This window comes from Actinocorallia sp. API 0066, from assembly GCF_020991275.1.
Lineage (GTDB): Bacteria > Actinomycetota > Actinomycetes > Streptosporangiales > Streptosporangiaceae > Actinocorallia.
Genome location: NZ_JAJLQY010000006.1, coordinates 256,487 through 280,040, shown reverse-complemented (window position 1 = coordinate 280,040; position 23,554 = coordinate 256,487). Strand labels below are relative to the sequence as shown.

The following is a 23,554-nucleotide window of genomic DNA, read 5'->3' as shown; positions in this document are numbered from 1 at the left end:
GTCAGACGACGGCGCCGTCGTCGCCGTCCCTCGGCTCGTCGCCCATCCGCAGCACCAGCGTGACGAACCCGCCGATGAACGCGGCGACCGCCAGGAAGGCCGCCCAGCCGGGGGCCTGGAGGCGCATCACGACCGTGGTGAGGATGTAGGCGGGGCCGCCGACCAGGCAGACCCAGGCCAGCCGCGTCGTCGGGTCCGGGACGGGCAGCGGGGGCGGAGGCGGCGGCTCGTAGTGGCCCTCCTCGTCCGGCTCCTGCTCGCCCGGATCCTTCCGCTCCTTGAGGTCGCCTTCCGCTTCGTCGTCCTCGTCCGTGTCTTTCTCGGACTTCGCGGACTTCTCGGACTCCTCGGCCGTCTCGGGCGGCGCCGTGCCGGAGAAGACGATCCGCGCTGTCGGCAGCCTGCCCGTGCGGTCCTCACCCGGATCCAGATGCTCCTCGTCCGGCCAGGACTGCTCGGCCGGGGTGTCGAAGCCCGCGACGATCTCCGCGAAGATCGCGTCGTCGTCGCGCTGGTCCCGCTCGGGCGCCTCGGGGCGCGCGTCGGCGCCGGGGGCGGCGGGCGCGGCGGCCAGCCTGTCCCGCAGCAGCGGGTGCAGCAGGCGCTCGGCCTCCCGCTTGTGCGCGACGTCGACGTGGACGTGGTCGAGCACGTCGGGGCCCGAGGTGTCGCCCGGCAGCGCGTAGGCGGCGATCCCGGCGGCGCCCAGCAGGGCGAGCAGCTCGTCGGCGAGATCGGGGACGAGGTCGATCAAGGGCGTGTATGCGTCCGCTGACAGCCCGTTCTCGCGGCGGTTCACTTCCCTCAGCTCCTCGGTTCGCCGGCCACCATCATGCGATGAGCCTACGGTGCGAATCGTCCCACGGGGGCGCCCGGGGACGCGATCCCTCCGCCCGGCCGGGTCCGTGCGAAGATGTCTGGCACTTCGAACGGCCTACAAACAATTCGGGAGAGGCGGCGGGATGTTCTGGTGGATCGTCAAGTCCATCTTGGGCCCCATCCTCTGGGTGGTCTGGCGTCCCAGGAACCGCGGGATGGACAACGTCCCCGACGAGGGCCCGGCGATCCTCGCGTGCAACCACCTGTCGTTCGCCGACCACTTCTTCGGCCCGCTGCCGCTGCGCCGCCGCATCGTGTTCCTCGGCAAGCGCGACTACTTCACCGGCAGGGGGATCAAGGGCTGGTTCAGCCGGTTCTTCTTCAGCGGCGTCGGCGTCATCCCGATCGACAGGACGGGCGGCAAGGCGAGCGAGGAGGCACTGGTCACCGGCTTGCGGGTGCTCGGTGAGGGCAGGCTCCTCGGGATCTACCCCGAGGGCACCCGGGTGCCGGACAACCGCCTGTTCAAGGGCAAGACCGGCGTCGCCAGGCTCGCGCTCCAGGGCCGGGTGCCGGTGATCCCGATGGCGATGATCAACACGTTCGAGCTGATGCCCGCCGGGTCCAAGCCGCGCGTCCTCGGGCTGCCGGGACGGCCCGGCGTCCGGTTCGGGCGGCCGCTGGACTTCTCGGAGTACTACGGCCGCGAGGACGACCGCGAGGTGCTGCGGACCGTCACCGACCAGATCATGAAGGCGATCCAGGACCTCTCCGGCCAGGAGTACGTCGACCGGTACGCGGCCGAGGTCAAGGCCGAGCAGCAGGGCCGCGAGGTCCGCCGGGACGAAGACGAGGAATGAGCACGCCCGCCGCCCGCCCCTGGGCCCGGCGCACAGGCCCCGGCGTCGAGGCCGTGCTGTGGCGGGCGACGGCGGTGTTCCGGGCGGTCTCGTGCGCCTACGCGGGCGCGCTGATCGCCAACGGGTACGGCGAGTACCGGTATCCGCTGGGCGGGCTCGCGGTGTTCGCGGTGATGGCCGCCTGGACCGTCGTGGCGGCGCGGGTGCGGGGCGGGCGGCTCTTCGGCGTCGCGGACGTGGCCGTGGCGGTGGCCTGTCTGCTGGCCACCGGGCTTGTGGAGACGCGCGAGCACCTCGCCGACGGACGGCCCAACCTGACCGTCAGCTGGGTGGCGGCGCCCGTCATGGCGTGGGCGCTGCGCGGCGGCGCGCGGCGCGGGGTGGCGGCGGCGCTGGCCGTCGCGGTGCCCGACGTCGCCCTGCGCGCGCTGTACGCGGAGGTGTTCAGCCAGACGACGTTCAACGGCGTCGTGCTGCTGCTCATGGTCGGCGTGATCGTCGGGTACCTCGGGCGGCTCGCTATCGACGCCGAGCTGCGGATGGCGCGGGCCGTCGCGCTGGAGACCGCGACCCGCGAACGCGAACGGCTCGCCCGCGACCTGCACGACTCGGTGCTCCAGGTGCTCGCGCTGGTCCGGCGGCGCGGCGGCGAACTGGGCGGCGAGGCCGCCGAGCTGGGACGGCTCGCGGGGGAGCAGGAGGCGGCGCTGCGCGCCCTGATCTCGGCGGAGGTGCTGGCGGTGGTGCCGGGGCCGCGGCTGCCCGGCTCCGGCGACGACGACGGCGGCACCGCTGATCTGCGGGCGCTGCTGCGGCCTTACGCCTCCGCCTCGGTGCAGCTCGCGACCCCGGCGACGCCCGTGGTGCTGGCCCGTGCCGTCGCGCGGGAGCTCGCGGCGGCGGTGGGGGCGGCGCTGGACAACGTCGCGGCGCACTGCCCGCCCGGGACGCGGGTGTGGGTGCTCCTGGAGGACGACGGCGCGGCCGTCACGGTGAGCGTGCGGGACGACGGGCCGGGGATCGCGCCCGGCCGTCTCGTCGAGGCGGAGCGGGCCGGGCGGCTGGGGCTCGCGCAGTCCGTGCGGGGGCGGGTGCGGGACCTGGGCGGCACCGTGGAGATCGTCTCCGCGCCCGGCCAGGGCACCGAGCTGGAGCTCACCGTCCCGCGCTGACACCGCCCTTAACCCGGCGGGTGCATCATTGCCCCGTTCCGCCCCCGACCCCAACCCGCCAGGCCCGGGAGGCCCCCATGCCCGACCCCCGCGAACCCTACGACAAGCCCGTAGCGGGCCGCCCGCTCCCCACCCCGCCCGCCGCTGTCCCGCCCCCGGCCCCTTCCCCCACCCCCGAACCCACCACCCGAACCGACATCCCCACCCAGGACCCCGAGGGCTCCACCGTAGCCCCGTCGCCCGCTCCCACCGACCCGGACGTCACCGCCGCCGACCCGGCCCCCGGACCCGACGGCGCCGCCACGTCGCCGGTTCAGGGGGCCGAGGGAGCCGTCGCGTCACCGGTTCCGGACGCGGGCCAGGGTTCGTCCGTCGCGTCGCCGCCGCCGCCTCCGGGCGCGCCCGGAGGCGCTGGGTCCGGGCCGGGTGCTGAGGGCGCTGTCGCGTCGCCGGTGCCGCCCGCGCCTCCGTTGGGGGGCGGGGAGGTGCTGGCGGGGCCCGCCGGGGCGCCTCGGCGGCCCTGGGGGCCTCGCGTGAAGCGGGTGGTGGGGTCGGGGGCGGTGTCGCTGCTGGCGGCGGGGCTGCTCGGCGGGCTTGTGGGCGGCGGCGTGGTCGCGCTCGCGGTCGGGGACGGTGACGACGATCCCGAGGTGATCCGTGTCGAGTTCGACCGGCGGTGGGGCGGCGACCGGCCGTGGCACGAGGACCGGCCCTGGTACGGCGACCGCTGGTCCCACCCGGAGCGGCGGATTCCCGACTTTCCGGGGATGCCGGATGAGGGGCCGCGGCCTCCGCTGCCCGAAGGGTCGCCGATGCCCGAGCCGTCCGGGTCGGGCGGCGCGGGGCCGTTCGACCCGCCGACCGTCGTCCCGCCCTCGTCCTGAGCGAACGCCGCCCGCGCGTGGACCGGGGTCGCCCGGCGCGTCACACTGTTAGTCGGTTTGTCGTGATTCGTAAGGTGGGGCCATGGGCGGCGTCAGGGTGATGGTGGTGGACGACCACCCGATGTGGCGGGACGCGGTGGCCCGTGACCTCGCCGAGGCCGGATACGACGTCGTCGCGGCGTGCGGCGAGGGCCGTCAGGCGGTGCGGGTCGCGGCGGCGGTGCGGCCCGAGGTCGCCGTGGTGGACCTGCGGCTGCCCGACATCTCCGGGGTCGAGGTGACACGGGCGCTCGCCGCGCTCGACCCGCCCGCCCGCGTCCTCGTGCTGTCGGCGAGCGGAGAGCAGGAGGACGTCCTGGAGGCGGTGAAGGCGGGCGCCACCGGCTACCTCGTGAAGTCCGCGGCCCGCGCCGAGTTCCTCGACGCGGTGGCCCGCACCGTGCAGGGCGACGCCGTCTTCACGCCGGGCCTGGCCGGGCTCGTCCTCGGCGAGTACCGCAGGCTCGCCGCGGTGCCCGCGCCCGCCCCGGACGCGCCGCGCCTCACCGACCGCGAGACCGAGATCCTCCGCCTCGTCGCCAAGGGCCTCACCTACCGCCAGATCGCCGAACGCCTCGTGCTGTCCCACCGGACCGTGCAGAACCACGTCCAGAACACGCTGGGCAAACTCCACCTCCACAACCGCGTCCAACTGGTCCGCTACGCCATCGAAAAGGGCCTGGACACCCCGTGAACCCCCCGTTCGACGGACAGGGCTCCGGCGGCCGCCGAAAGTCGGGCGGAAATGTCGGCAGCGGACGAAACCGGCGGGTACGGCGGTGCATCCAAGGGTGTGTGGGCCGCGGGCCCGGTGAGGAGGTGGCGCGGTGAACGGTGAGCCGACCTGGGGGATCTCCGGCGGGGACTTCCTGCTGTACTACGGGATCCTCGCGGCCGTGGTCCTGGTCGTCGTGCTCGGACTGCGGCGCTGGCTCAGCAAGGGGCGGGAGAACCCCGAGGGGCTGCCCGCCGAGGAGCTCGCCTTCCTGGTGGGCGGGCCGCGTCAGGCCGTCGCGGCGAGCCTCGCGCGGCTGCGGCTCGCGGGCGCCGTCGGCGCGGAGAAGGGCGGCGGGGTCAGGGCGACGGGCGTCGCGCCCCCGCCCGGCGCGACGCCGCTGGACTACGCGGTGCTGTACGCGGCCGGGTCCGGCGCGCGGACCCGCACCCTGCACCTGAACTCGGGCGTGGCCGGTGCGCTCGGCGCGATCCGCGAGGCGCTGATAGCGCGCGGCCAACTGCTCGGCTCCGACGAGCGCAGGCAGGTGCGGCTCGCCGCGGTGCCGCTGCTCGCCGTCGTCGCGCTCGGCGTGCTGCGGCTCGTCGCCGGGCTCGCCAACGACAGGCCGGTCGGGTTCCTCGTCGCGGTCCTCGCCCTCATCGGTGTGCTCACGGTGGTCCTGCTGATCGCCGCGCCCGTCAAGACGCGCGGGTCCACGCGGACGATCGCACGTTCGGCGGGGCAGCTGCGCGGCCTGCACCCCGCGTCCTCGCCGTCTTATGCGTCCCACGGCCATGAGGCCGCCGCCCTTGCCGTCGCGATGTTCGGCGCCACCGCGCTCATGGCGATGGACCCCGCTTTCGCCGCCGAGGCCGAACTGCACAGGGGGCTCGCCGGGGACAGCGGCGCGGGCGGCTCGGCCGCCACGATGAGTTCGTGCAGCTCGTCCTCCTCGTCCTGCTCCAGCGGCTCCTCCTGCTCCAGTGGCTCGTCCTGCGGCGGCGGCGGAGGCTGTGGCGGATGACGCTCCAGACGACGACGGGGCCGACCGTCGGTATCGGCTGGCGGCCCGAGATCGCGGAGTTCGTCGCCGGGCTGCCGGGGCTCGCCTTCACCGAGGTGATAGCCGAGTCGCTGCACCACCCGGACCCTGAGCTGCTCGCCTTGCGTGACCGGGGGGTGCGGGTCGTCCCGCACGGGGTGAAGCTTTCGCTGGGCGGCGCCGAGGAGGTGGACCCGGCGCGGGTCGCGCACCTCGCGCGCGGCGCCGCGCTGGTGGCGGCGCCGCTGGTCAGCGAGCACGTCGCGTTCGTGCGGGCCGGAGGGTTGGAGGCGGGGCACCTGCTGCCGGTGCCGCGCAGCCGCGCCGCGCTGGCCGCGCTCACCCGCAACATCGCGCTGACGACGGCGGAACTCGACGTGCCGCTGGCCGTCGAGCCGATCGCCGCGCTGTTCGACTGGCCCGACGACGAGTACACCGAGGGCGAGTTCCTCACCGAACTCCTCGACCGGACGGGCGCGCTGCTCCTCCTCGACGTGGCCAACGTCTACGCCAACGCCCGCAACCGGGGGCAGGACCCTGTGAAGGTCCTGGAGTCCTTCCCCCTGGAGCGGGTCGCCTACTGCCATGTCGCGGGCGGCATGGAGGGTGACGGCCTCTACCACGACACGCACACCGACCCCGTGCCGTCGGAGGTGCTCGCGCTGGTCGGGGAGGCCGAGGAGAGGCTTTCCCCTGAAGGCAGGCTCGGCTACCTCCTGGAGCGGGACGGCGGCTACCCGCCCGGCCACGTCCTGGCGGCCGAACTCGACGCGATCGCGGACGCCGCCCGGCTGGAACGGATCACCCGACGTGCCGCGTGAGGAGCCGTCCGGCCTCGCCGCCCGTCAGGAGGCGCTCGTGCGCGCGCTCGTCGAGGGCGCGCCCCTCCCGGACGGCTTCGACGCGCACAGGGTCGGGACCACAGCGCGCGCGCTGGCCCGCAAGCGGTACGGCGACGCCGCACGGCTGTGGCCCGAACTCCTCGCCCACCGGGACGCCTACGTCGCCTGGGCGGCCGACCACCCCACCCGCGGCACCTGGCAGGACGTGTGGGACTTCGCCCGAGCACACCGGGACTCGCTCGACGCCCCCGCCCGCGCGGCACTGGCCGTCCGGGAGGCCCTGTGGCGCTACGGCGACGCGCCCAGGCCCCGGCGGCTTCCGACGCTCCGCCTCTACCCGCGCGGGGTCGTCGTGGCCGCCTTCGGCAGGGCCCGGCTCCTGGGGAGAAGGTAATCACCCAGGGTGACGGGTAGGTCTTCCCCGAGCGACGACGGGGGGACGCCATGCGGATCGGGGTGCTCACCGGCGGGGGCGACTGCCCCGGCCTGAACGCGGTGATCCGCGCGGCGGTGCGCAAGGGCGTCCGCGAGTACGGCCACACCTTCACCGGATTCAAGGACGGCTGGCGCGGGCCGCTGGAGGGGGACTCCGTCGAACTGCCACTCTCGTCCGTCCGGGGGATCCTCGCGCGGGGCGGCACCATCCTCGGCTCGTCCAGGACCAACCCCCTGCACGAGGAGGACGGCCCACGCAAGATCATCGAGAACCTCACGGCGCTCGGCGTGGACGCGCTCATCGTGATGGGCGGGGAGGACACCCTGGGCGTCGCGGCCGCCCTGCACGGGCAGGGACTGCCCGTCGTCGGGGTGCCCAAGACCATCGACAACGACCTCGCCGCCACCGACTACACGTTCGGGTTCGACACGGCCGTCTCGATCGCCACCGACGCGCTCGACCGGCTCAGGACGACGGCCGAGAGCCACCACCGGGCCGTCGTCTGCGAGGTGATGGGCAGGCACGCCGGGTGGATCGCCCTGCACGCGGGCCTCGCGGGCGGCGCCGACGTCATCCTGATCCCGGAGCGGCCCTTCGACCTCGCCAGGGTCGTCGGCTGGGTGGAGGCGCGGTTCCGGCGCGGGCTCGCCGCCGTCCTGTGCGTCTCGGAGGGCGCCGCGCCCGTCGAGGGCGACATGACCCTCCAGGAGGGCGGCACCGACGCGTTCGGGCACGTCCGGCTCGGCGGGGTCGGCTCCTGGCTGGGCGAGCGGCTCCAGGACGCCACCGGGCGCGAGGCCCGCACGACGGTGCTCGGCCACCTCCAGCGCGGCGGCGCCCCCACCGCGTTCGACCGGGTGCTCGCGACGCGGTTCGGCCTGCACGCGGTGGACGCCGTCCAGGACGGGGCGTTCGGCACGATGGTCGCGCTGCGCGGCACCGAGATCGTGCGGGCGCCGCTCAGCGAGGCGGTCGCGACGCTCAAGACCGTCCCGCCCGGCCGCTACGACGAGGTCGAGGTCCTGTTCGGCTGACGGGTGAAGCCGACGGGTGAAACGGTCAGCGCGGGACGGGCCCGGCGAACCCGGAGGTAAGGGCTGTGGATAACCGGTCGAAGTGCTCCTCCGGATGAGCGACACTGAAAGGCAGTGTTCGCAAGCCCCTCTGGAGGTCTGACATGCCCGCGGCGTCCGTCATCGGAGAGCCCTGCGTGCTGCTCAAGCTCGGCGAGATCGTCCTCAAGGGCAAGAACCGGCACCAGTTCGAACAGCGCCTGCAGAACAACATCCGCAAGGCGCTCGCCTCCACCGGCGTCGAGACGGTCCTGTGGCAGCGCGCCGGTGTGATCGTCGTGCGGGCCAAGGGCGGCGCCGTCGCCGACGTCGAGAAGGTCGCCCGGCGCCTTGAGGACGTCATGGGCATCGTGATCGTGCACCGCTGCTGGCGGGTCGACAAGACCGTCGAGGCGATGACCCAGGCGGCGCTCGACATGGTCGGCCAGCATCCGGCCGCGGCGCTCGGCGGCAGCTTCGCGGTCCGGCCGCGCCGCCGCGACAAGCGGTTCCCGATCACCTCCTCGGAGATCGGGATCACCGTCGGCTCGGCCATCAACGTCAAGTTCGGCCTGCCGGTGAACCTGAAGAAGCCGGATCTTTCGGTCTCGATCGAGGTGGACCGGGACGAGGTGTTCGTCTACACCGACGGCACGCCGGGCCAGGGCGGCCTGCCCGTCGGGTCCAGTGGGCGCGGCCTCGTGCTCATGTCCGGCGGCATCGACTCGCCCGTCGCCGCCTACCGGATGATGCGGCGCGGCCTGCGGGTGGACTACCTGCACTTCTCCGGCATGCCCTTCACCGGCCCGGAGTCGATCTACAAGGCGTACGCGCTGGTCCGTGAGCTCGACAAGTTCCAGGGCGACTCGCGGCTCTTCGTCGTCCCGTTCGGCAAGGCGCAGCAGCAGATCAAGTCCGCGGGCGAGGACAGGCTGGCGATCATCGCGCAGCGCCGCCTGATGCTGAAGACCGCCGAGGTGCTCGCCGAGCGCCGCCGCGACGGCGCCCTCATCACCGGCGACTCACTCGGCCAGGTCGCCAGCCAGACCCTCGTCAACATGACGGCCCTGGACGACGCGGTGGACCTGCCGATCCTCCGCCCCCTCGTCGGCATGGACAAAACCGAGATCATGGACGCCGCCCGCCGCATCGGCACCCTGTCGATCTCGGAACTCCCCGACGAGGACTGCTGCACCCTGCTGGCCCCCCGCCGCCCCGAGACCGCCGCCAAGATCGCCGACCTCCGCCAGATCGAGAAGCGCCTGGACGCCGAGGAACTCGCCGAACAACTCGCCGACTCCGTCCAACTCCACACCCCCGCCTACGGCGCCGAATAAGGGCTTCCAGGCCCACCCGATGAACCCGGCCCCCGGGCCAATTAATCGTCGATGATGCCGTCGGCGCGGAGGCGCATGGCCATGATCTCGATTGGGGGGTCGGGGTCGAAGTCGGAGGGGCGGGGGGTTTCCGGGCCGTCTTCGCCGAAGCGGGCGATCTTCTCCAGGCGGACGACGCGGAAGCGGCGGCCGGCGACGGAGATCTCGTCGAGGCGGGCCGTGGTCAGCAGGATCGCCGCCTCGGAGTAGGCGCGGCGGGTGGCCGGGTCGGGCCGCTCGACCGCCGGGATGACCTGCTGGAGGTACTCGGCGAGCGCCTCACGGGCCAGGTGCGGGGTCGCGCACGCGGCGGTCGCCGAGCGCCACCCGTCGTGCAGGAACTCCGCGACGGAGAACGCGGCGGCCATCGGCACCGGGATCGGATGGCTGTCCAGCGCGCGCTGCGCGTCGGCGAGCGCGTCGCCCTCCAGCAGTCCGGGACGGTCGGCGAGGTCGGCGAACTCGGCGGCCAGCGCGAGCCGGTCGGGGGTGCGCGGGCCGTCCGGGGAGAGCAGCTCGGCGGGACGGGGCCGTGACCTGCGGAACTTCGGGTCCGGGTCGGTCGGGCGCGGCCCCTCCGGCGCCGTCGCGTTCATCCTGAGGAGCTGCTCGACCCTGATCACGCGGAAGACCCGGCCGCCGACCGTCAGCTCGTCGTGGCGCTGCCAGTCCAGCAGCCGCGCGGCCGCGAGGTAGGGCTCGGGTTCGGTCGCGCGCTGGGCCTCCTGCCGGAGCTGCCCGGCGAGGTCGTCGCGGGCGCACTGCGGCGTCGCCTCGCCCATGCTGCGCACCCGCCAGCCCGACGCGACCCGCTCGGCGACGCCGAACATCGGCCCGGCGGGCACGAGTACCGGATACACCGTGCGGGCGCGCGCCGCGTCGGCCGCCGCCAGCGCCCGCAGCGGATCGCCCGCCATCAGCTCGCGCAGCCCTCGCTCGGCCGCCTCGTCCTCGTAGGCCATGCGCCCATCGTCCCCTCAGCGCGTGGCCTTTCGCAGCATCTTGCCGACAATGTCCGAGAGATTCCGCCAGCCCGAATCTCCCGGCCGCACCGACCGCCGCGCGCCGGGCGGGCACCCTGTGCGGGGCGCCCGCCCTGCGTCGGCTAGACGGCGGCGGGCTCGGCGGCCGGGGTGAGGGCGCGGCCGACGACGGGCGGCAGGGCGCGCACCAGGGCGGCGAGCTCGGTGAGGTCGTCGTGGACGAGGGCCTGCGGGCCGTCGCACAGGGCGGTCTCCGGGTGCGGGTGGACGTCGATGATGACGCCGTCGGCGCCCACCGCGATCGCCGCGCGGGTGAGCGGCAGCACCAGGTCGCGGCGGCCGCCGGAGTGCGACGGGTCCACGATCACCGGCAGGTGCGCGAGGCGCTGCGCGACCGGAACGGCCGAGATGTCCAGGGTGTTCCGGGTCGCCTTCTCGAAGGTCCGGATGCCGCGCTCGCACAGCACGATGTCGAGGTTGCCGCGCTGAGCGACGTACTCGGCTGACATGAGCCACTCTTCGATCGTGCCGCTCATCCCGCGCTTGATCATCACCGGCTTGCCCGCGTCGCCCACGGCCTGGAGCAGCGCGAAGTTCTGGGTGTTGCGGGTGCCGATCTGGAGCATGTCCGCGTACTGCGCGACCAGCTCGACGTCGCGGGCGTCCACCACCTCGGTGACGACCGGCATGCCCGTCTCCGCGCGCACCTCCGCGAGGATCCGCAGGCCCTCCTCGCCGAGCCCCTGGAACGCGTAGGGCGACGTGCGGGGCTTGAACGCGCCGCCGCGCAGCTTCGCCATGAGCGCCGCCTTGAGGGTCTGGTCGGGCGTCTCGACCGCGCACGGGCCCGCGATGAGCGTCATCGTGTCCGGGCCGATCGGGACGCCGCCGACGCGGACCGTGGAGCGTTCGGGGTGGTTCTCCCGGCTGACGAGCTTGTAGGGGGTGGAGATCCGCACGACGTCGCCGACACCGCGCTGGCCGCGCAGGTTCAGCGCGCCGAACCGCTCGCTGTCGCCGACGAGGCCGACGATGGTCCGGTTGACGCCGCGGCTCACGAACGCCTCGCCGCCCGCCGCGCCGACCAGCGCCACGATGTTGTCGATGTCGGACTCGGTGGCCTCGGGGGCCATCACGACGACCATGGGATCTCCTCGTACGAAGGGTGTCTCGGGAAAACGAAAAAGCCCCGGGCCAGTGGCGGCCCGGGGCTCTTCGGAGTCAGCTTGCGTCAGCGCAGCATCTGGCTGACGAGTGACCCGTGAGATCCGGGCTCGTCATACCAAAAGTAAAAGCGAACGCTACGCATGCCCCACACCCTAAGGCATGATCGCGGGTGCCCGGAACACCGGGGTGCCCGGCCGGGCCGTGTCCGGCGGGTGGCAGGATGGGCCGGAAGATGACCTCCCCAGAGAAATCCCTGCCGCCGGGGCAGTACGTGCCCCGGGGCTTCCCGGTGCTGCACTACGGTCCGGTCCCGCGGTTCCGCCCCGAACGCTGGGACTTCCGCGTCTACGGGCCGACCACCGGCGGCGCGGAGGGCCGCTGGGACTGGGACGCGTTCCAGAAGCTGCCGCGCACGGAGGTCGTCGCCGACTTCCACTGCGTCACCAAGTTCACCATCCCCGACAACCTGTGGTCGGGTGTGAGCGGCCGCACGATCGTCGAGATGGTCCCGCCGCACCCCGACGTCACCCACGTGATGCTGTGGGCCGAGTACGGCTACAGCGCCAACATCAGGCTGTCGGACCTGACGGCCGAGGGCATGGTCTTCGCCACCCACCACAACGGCGAGGAGATCACCCCGGACCACGGCTTCCCCGTCCGGGCTGTGGTGCCGCACCTGTACGCGTGGAAGAGCGTCAAGTGGTCGCGCGGCATCGAGTACCTCGTGGGCGACCGGCGCGGCTTCTGGGAGGAGCGCGGCTACCACACCACGGCCGACCCCTGGCGGGAGCAGAGGTACTCCTACCAGGAGGACTGATAGTCACCTGGCGGAAGTGATTGCGCGCGCAAGGTGATGGAGGCAGGGTCCTGCCATGTCCTCAGCGTCCTTCACCACCCCGTCGCCGGCCGAGCCCGCCGCGCTGCGCGTCCTCGCCGTCGACGACGAGCTGCCCGCCCTGGCGGAGCTGGTCCACCTGCTGCGGGCCGACCCGCGGGTCGAGCGGGTCACCGGGGCGGGCGACCCGGCCGAGGCGCTGCGCGGGCTCGGCCGGATGATGGCGGCGGGGGAGCGGCTGGACGCGGTCTTCCTCGACGTCAGGATGCCGGGCCTGGACGGGCTGGACTTCACCCGGCTGCTGTCCGGCTTCGCCCGTCCCCCTTCCGTCGTGTTCGTGACGGCGCACGACGACTGCGCCGTCACGGCGTTCGAGCTGGGCGCCCTCGACTACCTGCTGAAGCCGCTGCGGCAGGGGCGGCTGGCGGAGGCCGTCGGACGGGTCCAGCGGGCGGCCCGCAGCGAGGCGGCGCCGCCGCCGGACGAGCTGATCCCGGTGGAGCTGGGCGGCCGGACCCGCCTCGTGTGCCGCTCGGCCGTCACCCATGTGGAGGCGCAGGGCGACTACGTCCGCCTGCACACCGAGGGCGGCGACCACCTTGTCCGGATCCCGCTCGCCGCGTTGGCGCGCCGCTGGGCTGACGCGGGGTTCGTGCGGATCCACCGGAGCACCCTGGTGGCCGCCGCGCACATCACCGAGCTGTGCTTCGACTCGGGCCGGGTGGCCGTCCGGGTCGGGGAGACCACGCTGCCCGTCAGCCGTCGGCACGCCCGCGAGGTCCGCGACCTGCTCGTCCGCACCTTCCACGCCTCACCCGCCTCACCCGCCTCGGGCACGGACGCCGGGTGACGGTCCGGGGCGAGCACGGTGCGTAGGCGGGCCCGTGCGGACCGCTCGTCGCGGGGAATCGACCGCTTGTCGGCGGGAGGTGCTCCGTCCGTCGCTGACGGCCCACCGCTGGTCGCTCAGGGTGGCGAGATCACTGCGGAGCGTGGTCACGCGGCGTAGTGTTCTCTTCAGCAAGACGATTCTGGAGGTTCTCTCCCGGGGCCGGTCTGACTCCGGGGTGAGAACCACAGCTGCCGGCTCCCGTACCGGGGGGGTGGGAGACGGCGGTGATGGCTCAGGCGCTGAGCGGACAGTCGGGGGGTTGTCCGTCTCAGCGCCTGAGCGCATTTCCGGGCCGCGCGCGGGGCGCGCCGCCCTTCGGGCCGCTCAGGAGGCGGGTTCGGCGCGCAGGCGCTTGAGGGTGTCGATGTCGGCCTTGTGCGGCTCGGCCGAGCGGCCCGGCGTCTCGATCACGAACGGCACGCCCGCGACGGCCGGATGGCGGAACAGCGCGGCGAACGGCGCCTCGCCGATGTGCCCGGCCCCGATGTTCTCGTGCCTGTCCTTCTTGGAGCCGCAGACGTCCTTGGAGTCGTTGGCGTGGACCAGCTTGAGGCGGCCCTCCCCGACGGTCGCGACGAGCTCGTCGAGGGTCTTCTGGACGCCCTGGTCGGCGGCGAGGTCGTGGCCCGCGGCGAACACGTGGCAGGTGTCCAGGCAGACACCGAGCTTCGGATGGCGGTCGAGGGCGTCGAAGTAGGGGCCGAGCTGGTCGACCGTGGCGCACAGCATCGCGCCCTGCCCGGCCATCGGCTCCAGCAGCAGGTCGGGCGCGTCCTCGGGCAGCGCCTCCAGCAGCGGCAGCACGTGCTCGCGGACCTGGGCCAGCGCCGCCTCCCGCGACTGGCTGACCGCCGAGCCCGTGTGCACGACGACGCCGCGCGCCCCGATCTGCGCCCCGCGCGCCAGCGCGTGCGCCACCGAGGCGACGGACTTCTCCAGCGTGTCCGCCGACGGCGACCCGAAGTTCACCAGGTAGGGCGCGTGCACGAAGACGGGGAGTCCGCCCTCGCGCAACTTGGCGTCCTCGGCGGGCTTGCCGACCGCCTGCGCCCACCCCCGCGGATTGCTCACGAAGACCTGCACGGCCTCCGCGCCGATCTCCGCCGCGTACTTCAACCCCCCGGTGCCGAGGCCCCCGGCCACCGGCACATGCGCCCCGATCGGGCTCACCGTTTCACTCATGGTGGCCCCAGCGTAAAGGACCCATGTGACAGTCCAGGACGCGCCGACTAGTGGGTGATCGTTACGGTGGAGCCTTGGGGGAGGCGGGTGCCGCTGTTGGGGGAGAGGCTGATGACGCGGTCGGTGTTGAGGCGCGGGTTGAAGGCGACGACGAAGCCGCGTCGTTCCAGTTCGCCCTTGGCCTCGTGGATGTTCCGGCCGAAGAGGATCGGGACGAGGACGTTGCCGTTCTCGTCCGGCTGGTCGCAGAACGGGTTGAGGTTCCCGAGGAAGCACCGTTCGTGCTTGTTGATCCCGAGGTTGACCGTTGAGCCGGGGCCGAGCACGGTGCCCTTCGGCGGGTCCTGCCACAGGACGGTGCCGTCCGGCTTGCTCGGGTCGTTCTGCTCCTGCTGGTTGACCGTGAGGTCGCCGCCGAGCTTGTTCTTGATCGTGTCGAGCTGCGCGTAGGCGTCGTCCTTGCCCTTGCCGACGAGATCGGGCATCGCGAGGCCGCTGGAGACGAACAGCGTCAGCGGCTCGTCGGGGGAGTGCGTCTGGCCCGCCTTGGGGTCGGTGCCCGCCGCCATGCCGTCCGGCTCGGACGACGGCCGCTTCTCCTCGGTGATGTTCGTGAACGCCTTGAGCGCGTCCCGCGCCTCGTCCAGGGGCTTGCCCGCCACGGCGGGGATCTTGACCGGGGTGAGGCCCTTGGACAGCACGAGGACGACCGTCTGGCCCGGATCCACCTTGGCGCCCTCGCCGGGCGTCACCTTGGCGACGGTGCCCTTGGGCGCCCGGTCGGAGAACTCGCGCTGGTCGGCGATCTCGTAGCGGATGCCCTCGTCGCTGAGCTTGGCGGTGGCGTCCTCCTGGGACATGCCGATGATCTGCGGGACATGGTCGTACTTGCCGGACACCTGGTACCAGACGGCCCAGCCGATCACCATCGAGGCGATGACGCCGAGCGTCACCAGCACGAACCTGCCGGTGACGAAGTGCATGATCCGGTCGAGCAGGAGGACGTCCTCGCGGCCTCCCGGCTCCTCGCCGGGCCGCAGGACCGCCGTCCGGTTGTCGCCGGGCGGCAGGACGGCCGTGTGGTTGTGCAGCACGGAGGTGGCGTCGCGCGGGCCGCTGTGGTGCTGGGGCAGGACGGACGTGGCGCCCTCGGGGGAGGCGTGCTCGCCCGTCTGGCGGCGCGCGTGCTCGCCGGTCTGCCGCGTCGGGACGCCGGGGACGCCCGGCGCGCCGGGCGCGGGCAGCGGCAGGTTCGGGTCGGCGAGCAGCGCGTAGAAGTGGCCCGCGTCGGTGGGGCGGCCCGCGGGGTCCTTGCTGGTGGCGGCCATGACGAGCGCGTCGATGCGGGGCGGGATGCCCGGGACGAGCTGGGACGGCAGCGGGATGGGGTCGTTCACGTGCGCGTAGGCGACGGCCAGGGGGGTGTCGCCCTGGTGCGGTTGGCGTCCGGTGAGCAGCTCGAACAGCAGGACGCCCGCCGCGTACACGTCCGAGCGGGCGTCGGCGCGGCCGTCGATCACCTGCTCGGGCGCCATGTAGGCGACGGTGCCGATGATCATGCCGGTCTTGGTCTGCTTGCTGTCGGTCTCGGCGCGGGCGAGGCCGAAGTCGGCCACCTTGACCTGGCCGTCGCGGGTCAGGAGGACGTTCTCGGGCTTGACGTCGCGGTGGATCAGCCCGGCCCGGTGCGCGGCCCCCAGCGCGGACAGGATGGGCGCCATGATGCCCAGGGCGTCGCGGACGGGCAGGCGGCCCCGCTCGTCCAGGAGGTCGCGCAGGGTCCTGCCGGGCAGGTACTCCATGCTCAGGTAGGTGCTGGCGCCGTCGGTGCCCTGGTCGTAGACGGCGACCACGTTGGGGTGCGACAGCGCGGCGGCGGCCTTGGCCTCGCCCATGAACCGGCGGACGAACTCCTCGTCCTGCGCCAGGTGCGGGTGCATCACCTTGAGGGCGACGACTCTGTCGAGCTTCTTGTCGCGTCCCACGTAGACCGTGGCCATACCGCCCTTGGCCACTTTCGACTCGATGCGGTAGCGCTCGTCGAGCACACGCCCGACGAGCGGGTCCACAGCTGTCGCGTCCATCTGGGCAGTCTAAGGGCGAATCCGACCGTTACCCATCGGTCTGTGGGACTACCTTTTCGTCCGTTCTGGAACCGTGATCATGAATTGTCCACTTCGCTATCGGTGGTCGCCAGGCCCTCGAACGGGGACGAAGCCCGCGCCAGGCGGCGCATCGGGATCCGTCCGGCGAGCCGGGCCTCCCGCCCCGCCTCGACCGCGTGCCGCATGGCCCGCGCCATCAGCGCCGGCCTGCGCGCGCGCGTGACGGCGGTGGCCAGCAGCACCGCGTCACAGCCCAGCTCCATCGCCAGCGCCGCGTCGCTCGCGGTGCCGATGCCCGCGTCCAGCACGACCGGGACGCCCGCCCGCTCGACGATCAGCTCGATGTTGTGCGGGTTGCGGATGCCGAGGCCCGAGCCGATCGGCGCGCCCAGCGGCATCACCGCCACGCAGCCCGCCTGCTCCAGCCGCTGCGCCAGGACGGGGTCGTCGTTGGTGTAGGGCAGGACCTTGAAGCCGTCGGCGACGAGGCGCTCGGCAGCGTCCAGCAGCTCCACCGGGTCGGGCAGGAGGGTGTGCTCGTCGGCGATCACCTCCAGCTTCACCCAGTCGGTGCCGAGCGCCTCGCGGGCCAGGCGCGCCGTCAGGACCGCCTCCCCGGACGTGAAGCAGCCCGCCGTGTTCGGCAGCACCCGGATGCCGTGCCTGTCGAGCAGCTCCAGCACCGACCCCTTGGCGGCCGGATCCACCCGGCGCATGGCGACGGTCGTCAGCTCCGTCCCCGAGGCCAGCAGGGCCTCTTCCAGGACGTGCATGCTGGGCGCGCCACCCGTGCCCATGATGAGGCGCGAGCCCAGCTTCTCGCCGGCGATCTCCAGCGCGTCTTCCACCTGTGCTCAGCCTCCCTGGACCGCGGTGAGGATCTCCACCCGGTCGCCGTCGCGCACCGGCGTCGCGGGCCACACCGCGCGCCGCACCACCTCGTCGTTCACCGCGACCGCGATGCCCCGGCCCGCGTCGGCCGCCTCCGCCGCGACGACCTGCGCGACGACGTCGGCGACGGTGGCGCCCTCGGGCAGCGCCCTGGCGGCTCCGTTGACCAGCACTCTCATCGGCTCTCCAGGGGGGCGAAGCGGGCGGCGGTGAAGGGGCGGGCCACCTCGGGCAGGTCGCCTCCGGCGAGGACGTCGGCGAGCGCGTCGGCCGTCAGGGGGGCGAGGAGGACGCCGTTGCGGTAGTGGCCCGTCGCGTACAGCAGGCCCCGCACGGCGGAAGGGCCGAGGATCGGGGCGTTGTCGGGGGATCCGGGCCGGAAGGAGGCCGTCACCTCGGTGAACTCCAGCTCCGTCACCCCTGGGAAGAGCGCCCTGGCGTCGCGCAGCAGCTCCCACAGGCCGCCCGCCGTGACGCGGCCGTCGAAGCCCATCTCCTCCTGGGTGGCCCCGATGACGAGCTCTCCGTCGGGCCTGGGCACGAGGTACATCGAGAAGCCCTGGACGAGGCCCCTCGTCGCGCGCGTCAGGAACGGGTAGGGCGAGCGCAGCCGGATGATCTGGCCCTTGACCGGGCGGACCGGCAGGTCGGACAGGCCGCCCGACCAGCTTCCGGCGGCCAGGACGACCTGGTCGGCGCCCAAGGTCTGCCCGTCCTCCAGTAGGACGCCCTTCGCCCGGCCGTCCTCGACGAGGATCTCGCGCGCGCGCTGGCGGACGACGGGGATGCCGGCGCAGGCGGCCGTCAGGGCGCGCAGCACCTTGCGCGGGTCCACGCTGCCGTCGTCGGGCGCGAGGATGCCGCCGCGGACGGACGGCGCCAGCATCGGCTCCAGGCGGCGGCACTCGCGTCCGGTGAGGAGCTCGGTGCGCAGGCCGAGCGACGATTGGAACTCGTGCTGCTCACGCAGGAACGCGAGGTCGTCGCCATCGTAGGCGACCGACAGGTTGCCCTCCGCGCGGTGCCCCACGTCGACGCCCGTCAGCTCGGCCAGCTCGGCCGCGAACGCCGGGTAGCGGTCGCGGGAGTCGATGCCCAGCCTGAGGTGGTCCTCCTCGCCGTACTGGAGCTCGCCGACGGGGGTGAGCATCCCGGCCGCCACGTGGCTCGCGCCGGAGCCGGGGGCGGGGTCCACGAGGGTGACGGGAAGGCCGCGCTGGGAGGCGCGCCAGGCGATGCCGAGGCCGATCACCCCGGCCCCGATGATCACGATCAAGCCAGTTCGCTCCCTTCGCCGGCATGACCCGGATCAGGTTCCTACGGTCGGGAGCCGCGCGCTCCCCTCTCAGCCCCCGCGAGGGGCTCCCGTGCCTTACGGCCCCAGGGTATGCCCTGACCAGCCATCCCGGGTTATCGAGGCATCCGGTGCGGAACGCCGTTCTCGGCCGTGGTTAGGGTGACGGAACCCGTGGTGGGTAAGGGCCGGTGGGCTGGAGGTTCTTGATGGAACGTGTGATCGTGGTGGGCGGCGGGCTGGCCGGGGTGCGGGCCGTCGAGGCGCTCCGGGCCAGGGAGTACACGGGCGCGCTGACCCTCGTGTCGGCCGAGGAGGTGCTGCCCTACGACCGGCCCCCGCTGTCCAAGGGCGTGCTCACCGGCGACATCGAGGACACCACCGTGGACGCCGCCTGGGACGCGCTGGAGTGCGACATCAGGTTCGGCAGCGCCGCCACCGGGCTGCGGCCCGACGAGCGCGTCCTGGAGACGTCAGGGGGCGACCTGCCCTACGACGGCCTGGTGATCGCCACCGGCGCCGAACCCGTCCTGCTGCCGGGGCCCGGCGCCCAGCACGTCGTCAGGACGATGCGGGACGCGCGGGAGTTGCGGCCGCTGCTCGTGCGCGGGGCCCACATCGTCGTCGTGGGGGCCGGGTGGATCGGGGCCGAGGTCGCCACCAGCGCGGCCAAGCTCGGGTGCCGTGTGACGGTCCTGGAGGCCGCCGAGACGCCCGTCGCCGTCGCGCTCGGGACCGAGCTGGGCGCGCTCACCGCCCCGTGGTACGCCGAGGCGGGCGTCGCGCTGCGGTGCGGCGTCAAGGTCGCCTCGATCGAGGACGGCGGTGTGGCTCTCGTCGGCGGGGAGTTCCTCCCGGCCGACGCGGTCGTCGTGGGGATCGGGGTGCGGCCGTCGCTGGAGTGGCTCGGCGGCGCCCTGGAGCTGGACGCGCGGCTCGGCGGGATCGTCGTGGACGGCTCGATGCGCACGTCGCGGCCAGGGATCGTCGCGGTAGGCGACTGCGCGGCCTGGTGGTCGGGCCGCTACGGCCGCCGGATGCGGGTCGAGCACTGGGACGTCGCGCTGAACGCGCCGGAGGTGGCCGTCGCGTCACTGCTCGGGGAGGAGGCCGTCTACGACGAGGCGCCCTACTTCTGGTCCGAGCAGTTCGGGCGCATGGTCCAGTACGCGGGGCACCACGAGGGCGCGGAGCGGCGCTTCTTCCGGGGCGACCCGGGTGAGAGGTCCTGGGCCGTCTGCTGGGTGACGGGCGACCGGCTGGAGGCGATCCTGACCGTGGACAGGCCGCGCGACCTCGTCCAGGCGCGGCGGATCATCGGCGCGGGCACCCCGGTCGACACGGCGAAGCTGGCGGATCCCGCGATAGCCGTGCGAAACGCCGTCCGGACGGTTTCATAGCCGGGCCGGGATGGTAGACACGGAACCGTGACGAAGACGCACGTTGACATCGATCCCGAACTCGACTCCCTCGTGGGGGAATGGCACACCCTGACCGGCGCCGCCTCGATGCTCGGCCTCCCCGCCGGGCGCGTGAAGCAGTGGGTCAAGGAAGGCAAGCTCGTCGCGGCCTACCGCGCCGTCGGCGGCGGCCCCCAGGTGCCCGCCGCGTTCTTCGCGGACGGCGAGATCATCAAGGGGCTGCCCGGCACCCTGACGCTCCTCGCCGACGCGGGCTACGACGACGTGGCGGCCCTGCGCTGGCTGTTCACCGAGGACGACACCCTGCCCGGCAGCCCGGTACAGGCGCTGCGGGAGAACCGCGGCACCGAGGTACGGCGCCGCGCCCAGGCCCTGGCGTTCTGAGGTGGGTTCGAGCGTAAAGGCGGTGGCCGCGCGCGAGCGGCTGGCCACCGCCCGGCTCTACCTGTGCGTCGACACCAGGGCCCGGCAGGGCGACCTGCCCGCGTTCCTCGACGCGGTGCTCTCCGGCGGCGTGGACATCGTGCAGCTCCGCGAGAAGGGCCTTGAGGCACGCCAGGAGCTCGCCGCCCTTGAGGTGGTCAAGGAGGCGTGCGCAAGACACGGCGCGCTGCTCGCGGTGAACGACAGGGCAGACATCGCCTACGCGGCCGGGGCCGACATCCTCCACCTCGGGCAGGACGACCTGCCCGTGCCCGTCGCACGGCGCCTCGTCGGGCCCGACATGATCGTCGGACGGTCCACGCACGCGATCGCCGAGGGGGAGGCCGCCGACGTCGAGGAGGGCGTCGACTACTTCGCGGTCGGGCCCGTCTGGGAGACGGCGACCAAGCCGGGACGGCCCGCCGCCGGGTTCGCGCCCGTCCGGGCCGCCGCCGCGACCGCCACCCGGCCGTGGTTCGCCATCGGCGGGATCAACGCGGACAACCTGGACGAGGTGCTGGCGCTCGGCGCGGGCCGGGTCGTCGTCGTCCGGGCGCTCACCGAGGCCGCCGACCCGCACAAGGCGGCGGCGGAGCTGTCGGCGCGGCTCAGGCCCTGACCGCGCCGGGTGATACTGGAACCCATGAGCACCCCGGAAAAGCGCGCTGAGCGCGTCTCGCCGCCCGCCCGGCCCGTCCTGCCCGACGTGACGTCGGACGAGCGGGCCGAGGGCTGGGGCGACTGGCGCGACGACGAGGGCAACGACGCGCGGCTGCGCGAGGACGTCCCGCCGCACTGGTGATCGGCGGAACGGCCCGCGCGGCGCGCGGGCGGCTGGTATAACTCGGCATCCCGGCCCCCTCCCTCCCCCGTGAAGGTCGCCCCCGTGCCGAGCCAGCCCGACACCCCGCTCCGCCCCGAGGACCCGCGCAGGATCGGGCCCTACACCGTGCTGAACCGGCTCGGCGAGGGCGGGCAGGGCGTCGTCTACCTGGGCCGCGACCGTGAGGGGCAGCCCGTCGCCGTCAAGGTGCTCAGGGGCGGCCCGGCGGCGTCGGCCAAGGCGCGCGGAAGGTTCATCAAGGAGGCGGGCGCGGCGAGCCGGGTCGAGGCCCCGCAGGTCGCCAAGGTGCTCGACGCCAAGGTGACGGCGGAGCGGCCCTACATCGTCAGCGAGTACGTGCCGGGGCCGACGCTCCAGGACGAGGTCGCCGCCTCCGGGCCGCTCAAGGGCCCCGAACTGCACAAGATCGCCCTGCGCACCGCGGTGGGGCTCGCCGCGATCCACCGGGCGCAGGTCGTGCACCGGGACTTCAAGCCCGGCAACGTGGTGCTCGGGCGGCGCGGCGCCAAGGTCATCGACTTCGGCGTGGCGCGGCTGCTGGACGGCCGCACCCCGACGACGTCGCACGCCGTGGGGACGCCCGCCTACATGTCGCCGGAGCAGGTCGAGGACCTCCACGTCGGCCCCAAGTCCGACGTCTTCTCCTGGGGCGCGACCATGGTCTACGCCGCCACCGGCAGGCCGCCCTTCGGCGGCGGGCCTTCGGGCGCCGTCATGCGGCGCATCACCGACCGTGAACCCGACCTGGGAGAGCTGCGCGGCGGCCTGCGCGGGCTCGTCGCGCGCTGCCTGGACAAGGAGCCCGACGCCCGCCCCACGGCGGCGGAGATCGTCAGGTTCCTCCGCGCGGAGGCCCGCCCGGCCGCGCCCGCCCCGCCCAAGCCCGTCCCGCGCTACCGCACCCGCATGATCATCGCCCTGGTCATCGTCACCGCCCTCGGCTTCACCTGCGGCATGCTCCTCTGAGGCGCGGCCCTTGGCGGCCGCGCCGTGGGGGCCGTCGGGGGTCAGCTGGGGAGTTTGTAGACGGCGACGGCGCAGGCGGAGCCCAGGCCGATGTTGTGCTGGAGGGCGACGCGGGCGCCGTCGACCTGGCGGGCGTCGGCCTTGCCGCGGAGCTGCCAGGTGAGTTCGGCGCACTGGGCGATGCCGGTGGCGCCCAGGGGGTGGCCCTTGGAGATCAGGCCGCCGGAGGGGTTGACCACCCACTTGCCGCCGTAGGTGGTGGCTTCGGCGTCGATCAGCTTGTGTGCTTCGCCTATCGGGGCCATTCCTAGGGCCTCGTAGGTGATGAGCTCGTTGGCGCTGAAGCAGTCGTGCAGCTCGATCACGTCCACGTCGTCGATGGAGACCTGGGCCTCTTCCATCGCCTTGGCGGCCGCCCGCTGGGAGCAGCCGAAGCCGACGACGTTGATGGACGACTTGTCCTCGAAGCTGTCGGGGGTGTCGGTAGCGATGTGCTGGCCTGCGATCTCCACCGCCTGCCCCCACAGGTCGTGCTCGTCCACGAACCGCTCGCTGACGACGATCGCGGCGGCGGCGCCGTCGGACGTGGGGGAGCACTGGAGCTTGGTGAGCGGCTCGAAGATCATCGGCGCGTCCTTGATCTGGTCGAGCGTGTACTCGTCCTGGAACTGCGCGTACGGGTTGTTCACGGAGTGCTTGTGGTTCTTCCACCCGATCCAGGCGAAGTGCTCGAGCTGGGAGCCATAGCGCTCCATGTGCTCACGTCCGGCGTTGCCGAACATCTGCGGCATCGGCGCCGCGGCCTCCCAGCCGCCCCGGCCCTCGACCATCGCCTTCAGGTGGTGGTCCACGATCGTCACTTTGGCCTGGCCGACGCCCGCGCCGAGCGAGCCCTTCTGCATCTTCTCCATGCCGAGCGCGAGGACGCAGTCGGCCAGGCCGCCCCGGATCGCGTTCCTGGCGAGGAAGAGCGCGGAGGAGCCGGTGGCACAGGCGTTCGCCACCGTCATGACGGGGATACCGGTCATACCGGTCTCGTACAGGGCGCGCTGCCCCATCGCGCCGTACATGGAGCCCGCGTACGCCTGCTCCACCGTGTCGTAGGAGATCCCCGCGTCTTCCAGGGCCTTCCCGACGGCCTCCTTGGCCATATCCGGGTACTCCCAGTCACGGGAACCCGGCTTCTCGAACTTGGTCATCCCGACCCCGACGACGAAAACCCGACCGGCCATGCCGCCTCCTCCTGCTGTGAGCTTGGGGCGAGCATAGCCAAGTCGGCGAGCGCTTACTTGGTCGGGGTCTGACCGGAGG

The 23,554-nt window shown here is 73.4% G+C and carries 25 protein-coding genes and 1 riboswitch; of the genes, 16 read left to right on the top strand and 9 right to left on the bottom strand.

The window, feature by feature from the left end; genetic code table 11:
• Nucleotide 1: 1 nt before the first annotated feature.
• A complete protein-coding gene (locus LO762_RS17480; RefSeq protein WP_230616403.1) occupies nucleotides 2–799 on the bottom strand; it encodes a hypothetical protein in 798 nt (265 codons plus the stop codon).
• A gap of 235 nt (nucleotides 800–1,034) precedes the next feature.
• Between LO762_RS17480 and LO762_RS17475 the strand changes: the two genes are divergently transcribed.
• From LO762_RS17475 to thiI, 9 genes are all read left to right on the top strand, one after another.
• Complete coding sequence (locus LO762_RS17475) at nucleotides 1,035–1,679, top strand: lysophospholipid acyltransferase family protein (RefSeq protein ID WP_374201574.1); 645 nt, start codon at nucleotides 1,035–1,037, stop codon at nucleotides 1,677–1,679.
• Nucleotides 1,676–2,851: a MacS family sensor histidine kinase gene (macS, locus tag LO762_RS17470; RefSeq protein WP_230616401.1), complete on the top strand. Its 1,176-nt coding sequence runs from the start codon at nucleotides 1,676–1,678 to the stop codon at nucleotides 2,849–2,851. The genes LO762_RS17475 and macS overlap by 4 nt, the downstream gene beginning before the upstream one ends.
• A 77-nt stretch (nucleotides 2,852–2,928) precedes the next feature.
• Nucleotides 2,929–3,735, top strand: coding sequence for a hypothetical protein (locus tag LO762_RS17465; protein WP_230616723.1), 807 nt, complete (start codon nucleotides 2,929–2,931; stop codon nucleotides 3,733–3,735).
• A gap of 82 nt (nucleotides 3,736–3,817) precedes the next feature.
• A complete protein-coding gene (locus LO762_RS17460) occupies nucleotides 3,818–4,468 on the top strand; it encodes a response regulator transcription factor (protein ID WP_230616400.1) in 651 nt (216 codons plus the stop codon).
• Between the two features lie 133 nt (nucleotides 4,469–4,601).
• A complete protein-coding gene (locus tag LO762_RS17455) occupies nucleotides 4,602–5,516 on the top strand; it encodes a TIGR04222 domain-containing membrane protein (RefSeq protein ID WP_230616399.1) in 915 nt (304 codons plus the stop codon).
• On the top strand, nucleotides 5,429–6,355 hold the full coding sequence (locus tag LO762_RS17450; protein WP_230616398.1) for a DUF692 domain-containing protein: 927 nt from the start codon (nucleotides 5,429–5,431) through the stop codon (nucleotides 6,353–6,355). Before LO762_RS17455 ends, LO762_RS17450 begins: the two co-directional genes overlap by 88 nt.
• Nucleotides 6,345–6,770, top strand: a complete 426-nt coding sequence (locus LO762_RS17445; protein WP_230616397.1) for a hypothetical protein — start codon at nucleotides 6,345–6,347, stop codon at nucleotides 6,768–6,770. The genes LO762_RS17450 and LO762_RS17445 overlap by 11 nt, the downstream gene beginning before the upstream one ends.
• A gap of 50 nt (nucleotides 6,771–6,820) precedes the next feature.
• Nucleotides 6,821–7,846 (top strand): 6-phosphofructokinase, encoded by a 1,026-nt coding sequence (locus LO762_RS17440; protein WP_230616396.1) that lies wholly within the window; start codon nucleotides 6,821–6,823, stop codon nucleotides 7,844–7,846.
• A gap of 143 nt (nucleotides 7,847–7,989) precedes the next feature.
• Nucleotides 7,990–9,201, top strand: coding sequence for a tRNA uracil 4-sulfurtransferase ThiI (gene thiI, locus LO762_RS17435; RefSeq protein WP_230616395.1), 1,212 nt, complete (start codon nucleotides 7,990–7,992; stop codon nucleotides 9,199–9,201).
• Between the two features lie 41 nt (nucleotides 9,202–9,242).
• Here thiI and LO762_RS17430 read toward each other — a convergent pair whose 3' ends face one another.
• The gene (locus LO762_RS17430) at nucleotides 9,243–10,202 is read right to left on the bottom strand and encodes a DUF5954 family protein (RefSeq protein WP_230616394.1); all 960 of its coding nucleotides are present in this window, start codon (nucleotides 10,200–10,202) and stop codon (nucleotides 9,243–9,245) included.
• Between the two features lie 143 nt (nucleotides 10,203–10,345).
• Nucleotides 10,346–11,368 (bottom strand): 3-deoxy-7-phosphoheptulonate synthase, encoded by a 1,023-nt coding sequence (aroF, locus tag LO762_RS17425; protein ID WP_230616393.1) that lies wholly within the window; start codon nucleotides 11,366–11,368, stop codon nucleotides 10,346–10,348.
• Nucleotides 11,369–11,622: 254 nt separating this feature from the next.
• Here aroF and LO762_RS17420 point away from each other — a divergent pair, with 254 nt between their 5' ends.
• Both LO762_RS17420 and LO762_RS17415 read left to right on the top strand, forming a co-directional pair.
• Entirely contained in the window at nucleotides 11,623–12,207 is a 585-nt protein-coding gene (locus tag LO762_RS17420; protein ID WP_230616392.1) for a molybdopterin-dependent oxidoreductase, read from the top strand.
• A 55-nt stretch (nucleotides 12,208–12,262) separates the two neighbouring features.
• Nucleotides 12,263–13,075: a LytTR family DNA-binding domain-containing protein gene (locus tag LO762_RS17415; RefSeq protein WP_230616391.1), complete on the top strand. Its 813-nt coding sequence runs from the start codon at nucleotides 12,263–12,265 to the stop codon at nucleotides 13,073–13,075.
• Between the two features lie 366 nt (nucleotides 13,076–13,441).
• Here LO762_RS17415 and LO762_RS17410 read toward each other — a convergent pair whose 3' ends face one another.
• From LO762_RS17410 to thiO, 5 genes are all read right to left on the bottom strand, one after another.
• A complete protein-coding gene (locus tag LO762_RS17410) occupies nucleotides 13,442–14,299 on the bottom strand; it encodes a deoxyribonuclease IV (protein WP_230616390.1) in 858 nt (285 codons plus the stop codon).
• A gap of 47 nt (nucleotides 14,300–14,346) precedes the next feature.
• Nucleotides 14,347–16,383: a Stk1 family PASTA domain-containing Ser/Thr kinase gene (gene pknB, locus LO762_RS17405; protein WP_230616389.1), complete on the bottom strand. Its 2,037-nt coding sequence runs from the start codon at nucleotides 16,381–16,383 to the stop codon at nucleotides 14,347–14,349.
• A gap of 77 nt (nucleotides 16,384–16,460) precedes the next feature.
• Nucleotides 16,461–17,252 carry a thiazole synthase gene (locus LO762_RS17400; RefSeq protein WP_308104072.1) on the bottom strand — a complete coding sequence of 264 codons (792 nt, stop codon included), beginning with the start codon at nucleotides 17,250–17,252 and terminating at the stop codon, nucleotides 16,461–16,463.
• A 6-nt stretch (nucleotides 17,253–17,258) separates the two neighbouring features.
• Nucleotides 17,259–17,474 carry a sulfur carrier protein ThiS gene (thiS, locus tag LO762_RS17395; protein ID WP_230616388.1) on the bottom strand — a complete coding sequence of 72 codons (216 nt, stop codon included), beginning with the start codon at nucleotides 17,472–17,474 and terminating at the stop codon, nucleotides 17,259–17,261.
• Nucleotides 17,471–18,571 (bottom strand): glycine oxidase ThiO, encoded by a 1,101-nt coding sequence (gene thiO, locus LO762_RS17390; protein ID WP_230616387.1) that lies wholly within the window; start codon nucleotides 18,569–18,571, stop codon nucleotides 17,471–17,473. The genes thiS and thiO overlap by 4 nt, the downstream gene beginning before the upstream one ends.
• A riboswitch (TPP riboswitch) is annotated at nucleotides 18,565–18,674 on the bottom strand. (Overlaps the previous gene by 7 nt.)
• Nucleotides 18,675–18,798: 124 nt before the next feature.
• Between thiO and LO762_RS17385 the strand changes: the two genes are divergently transcribed.
• The 5 genes from LO762_RS17385 (at nucleotide 18,799) to LO762_RS17365 (ending at nucleotide 22,243) form a co-directional block, all read left to right on the top strand.
• Nucleotides 18,799–19,989: an NAD(P)/FAD-dependent oxidoreductase gene (locus LO762_RS17385; protein WP_230616386.1), complete on the top strand. Its 1,191-nt coding sequence runs from the start codon at nucleotides 18,799–18,801 to the stop codon at nucleotides 19,987–19,989.
• Between the two features lie 27 nt (nucleotides 19,990–20,016).
• A complete protein-coding gene (locus tag LO762_RS17380) occupies nucleotides 20,017–20,394 on the top strand; it encodes an Rv2175c family DNA-binding protein (protein WP_230616385.1) in 378 nt (125 codons plus the stop codon).
• Between the two features lie 22 nt (nucleotides 20,395–20,416).
• Nucleotides 20,417–21,052, top strand: coding sequence for a thiamine phosphate synthase (gene thiE / locus LO762_RS17375; protein WP_230616719.1), 636 nt, complete (start codon nucleotides 20,417–20,419; stop codon nucleotides 21,050–21,052).
• 24 nt (nucleotides 21,053–21,076) lie between these two features.
• Nucleotides 21,077–21,235: a hypothetical protein gene (locus LO762_RS17370; protein ID WP_230616384.1), complete on the top strand. Its 159-nt coding sequence runs from the start codon at nucleotides 21,077–21,079 to the stop codon at nucleotides 21,233–21,235.
• A gap of 84 nt (nucleotides 21,236–21,319) precedes the next feature.
• Complete coding sequence (locus tag LO762_RS17365) at nucleotides 21,320–22,243, top strand: serine/threonine-protein kinase (RefSeq protein WP_230616383.1); 924 nt, start codon at nucleotides 21,320–21,322, stop codon at nucleotides 22,241–22,243.
• A gap of 41 nt (nucleotides 22,244–22,284) precedes the next feature.
• Here the strand turns inward: LO762_RS17365 and LO762_RS17360 are convergent, their stop codons facing one another.
• Nucleotides 22,285–23,475 (bottom strand): lipid-transfer protein, encoded by a 1,191-nt coding sequence (locus LO762_RS17360; protein ID WP_230616382.1) that lies wholly within the window; start codon nucleotides 23,473–23,475, stop codon nucleotides 22,285–22,287.
• Nucleotides 23,476–23,554: the final 79 nt, after the last annotated feature.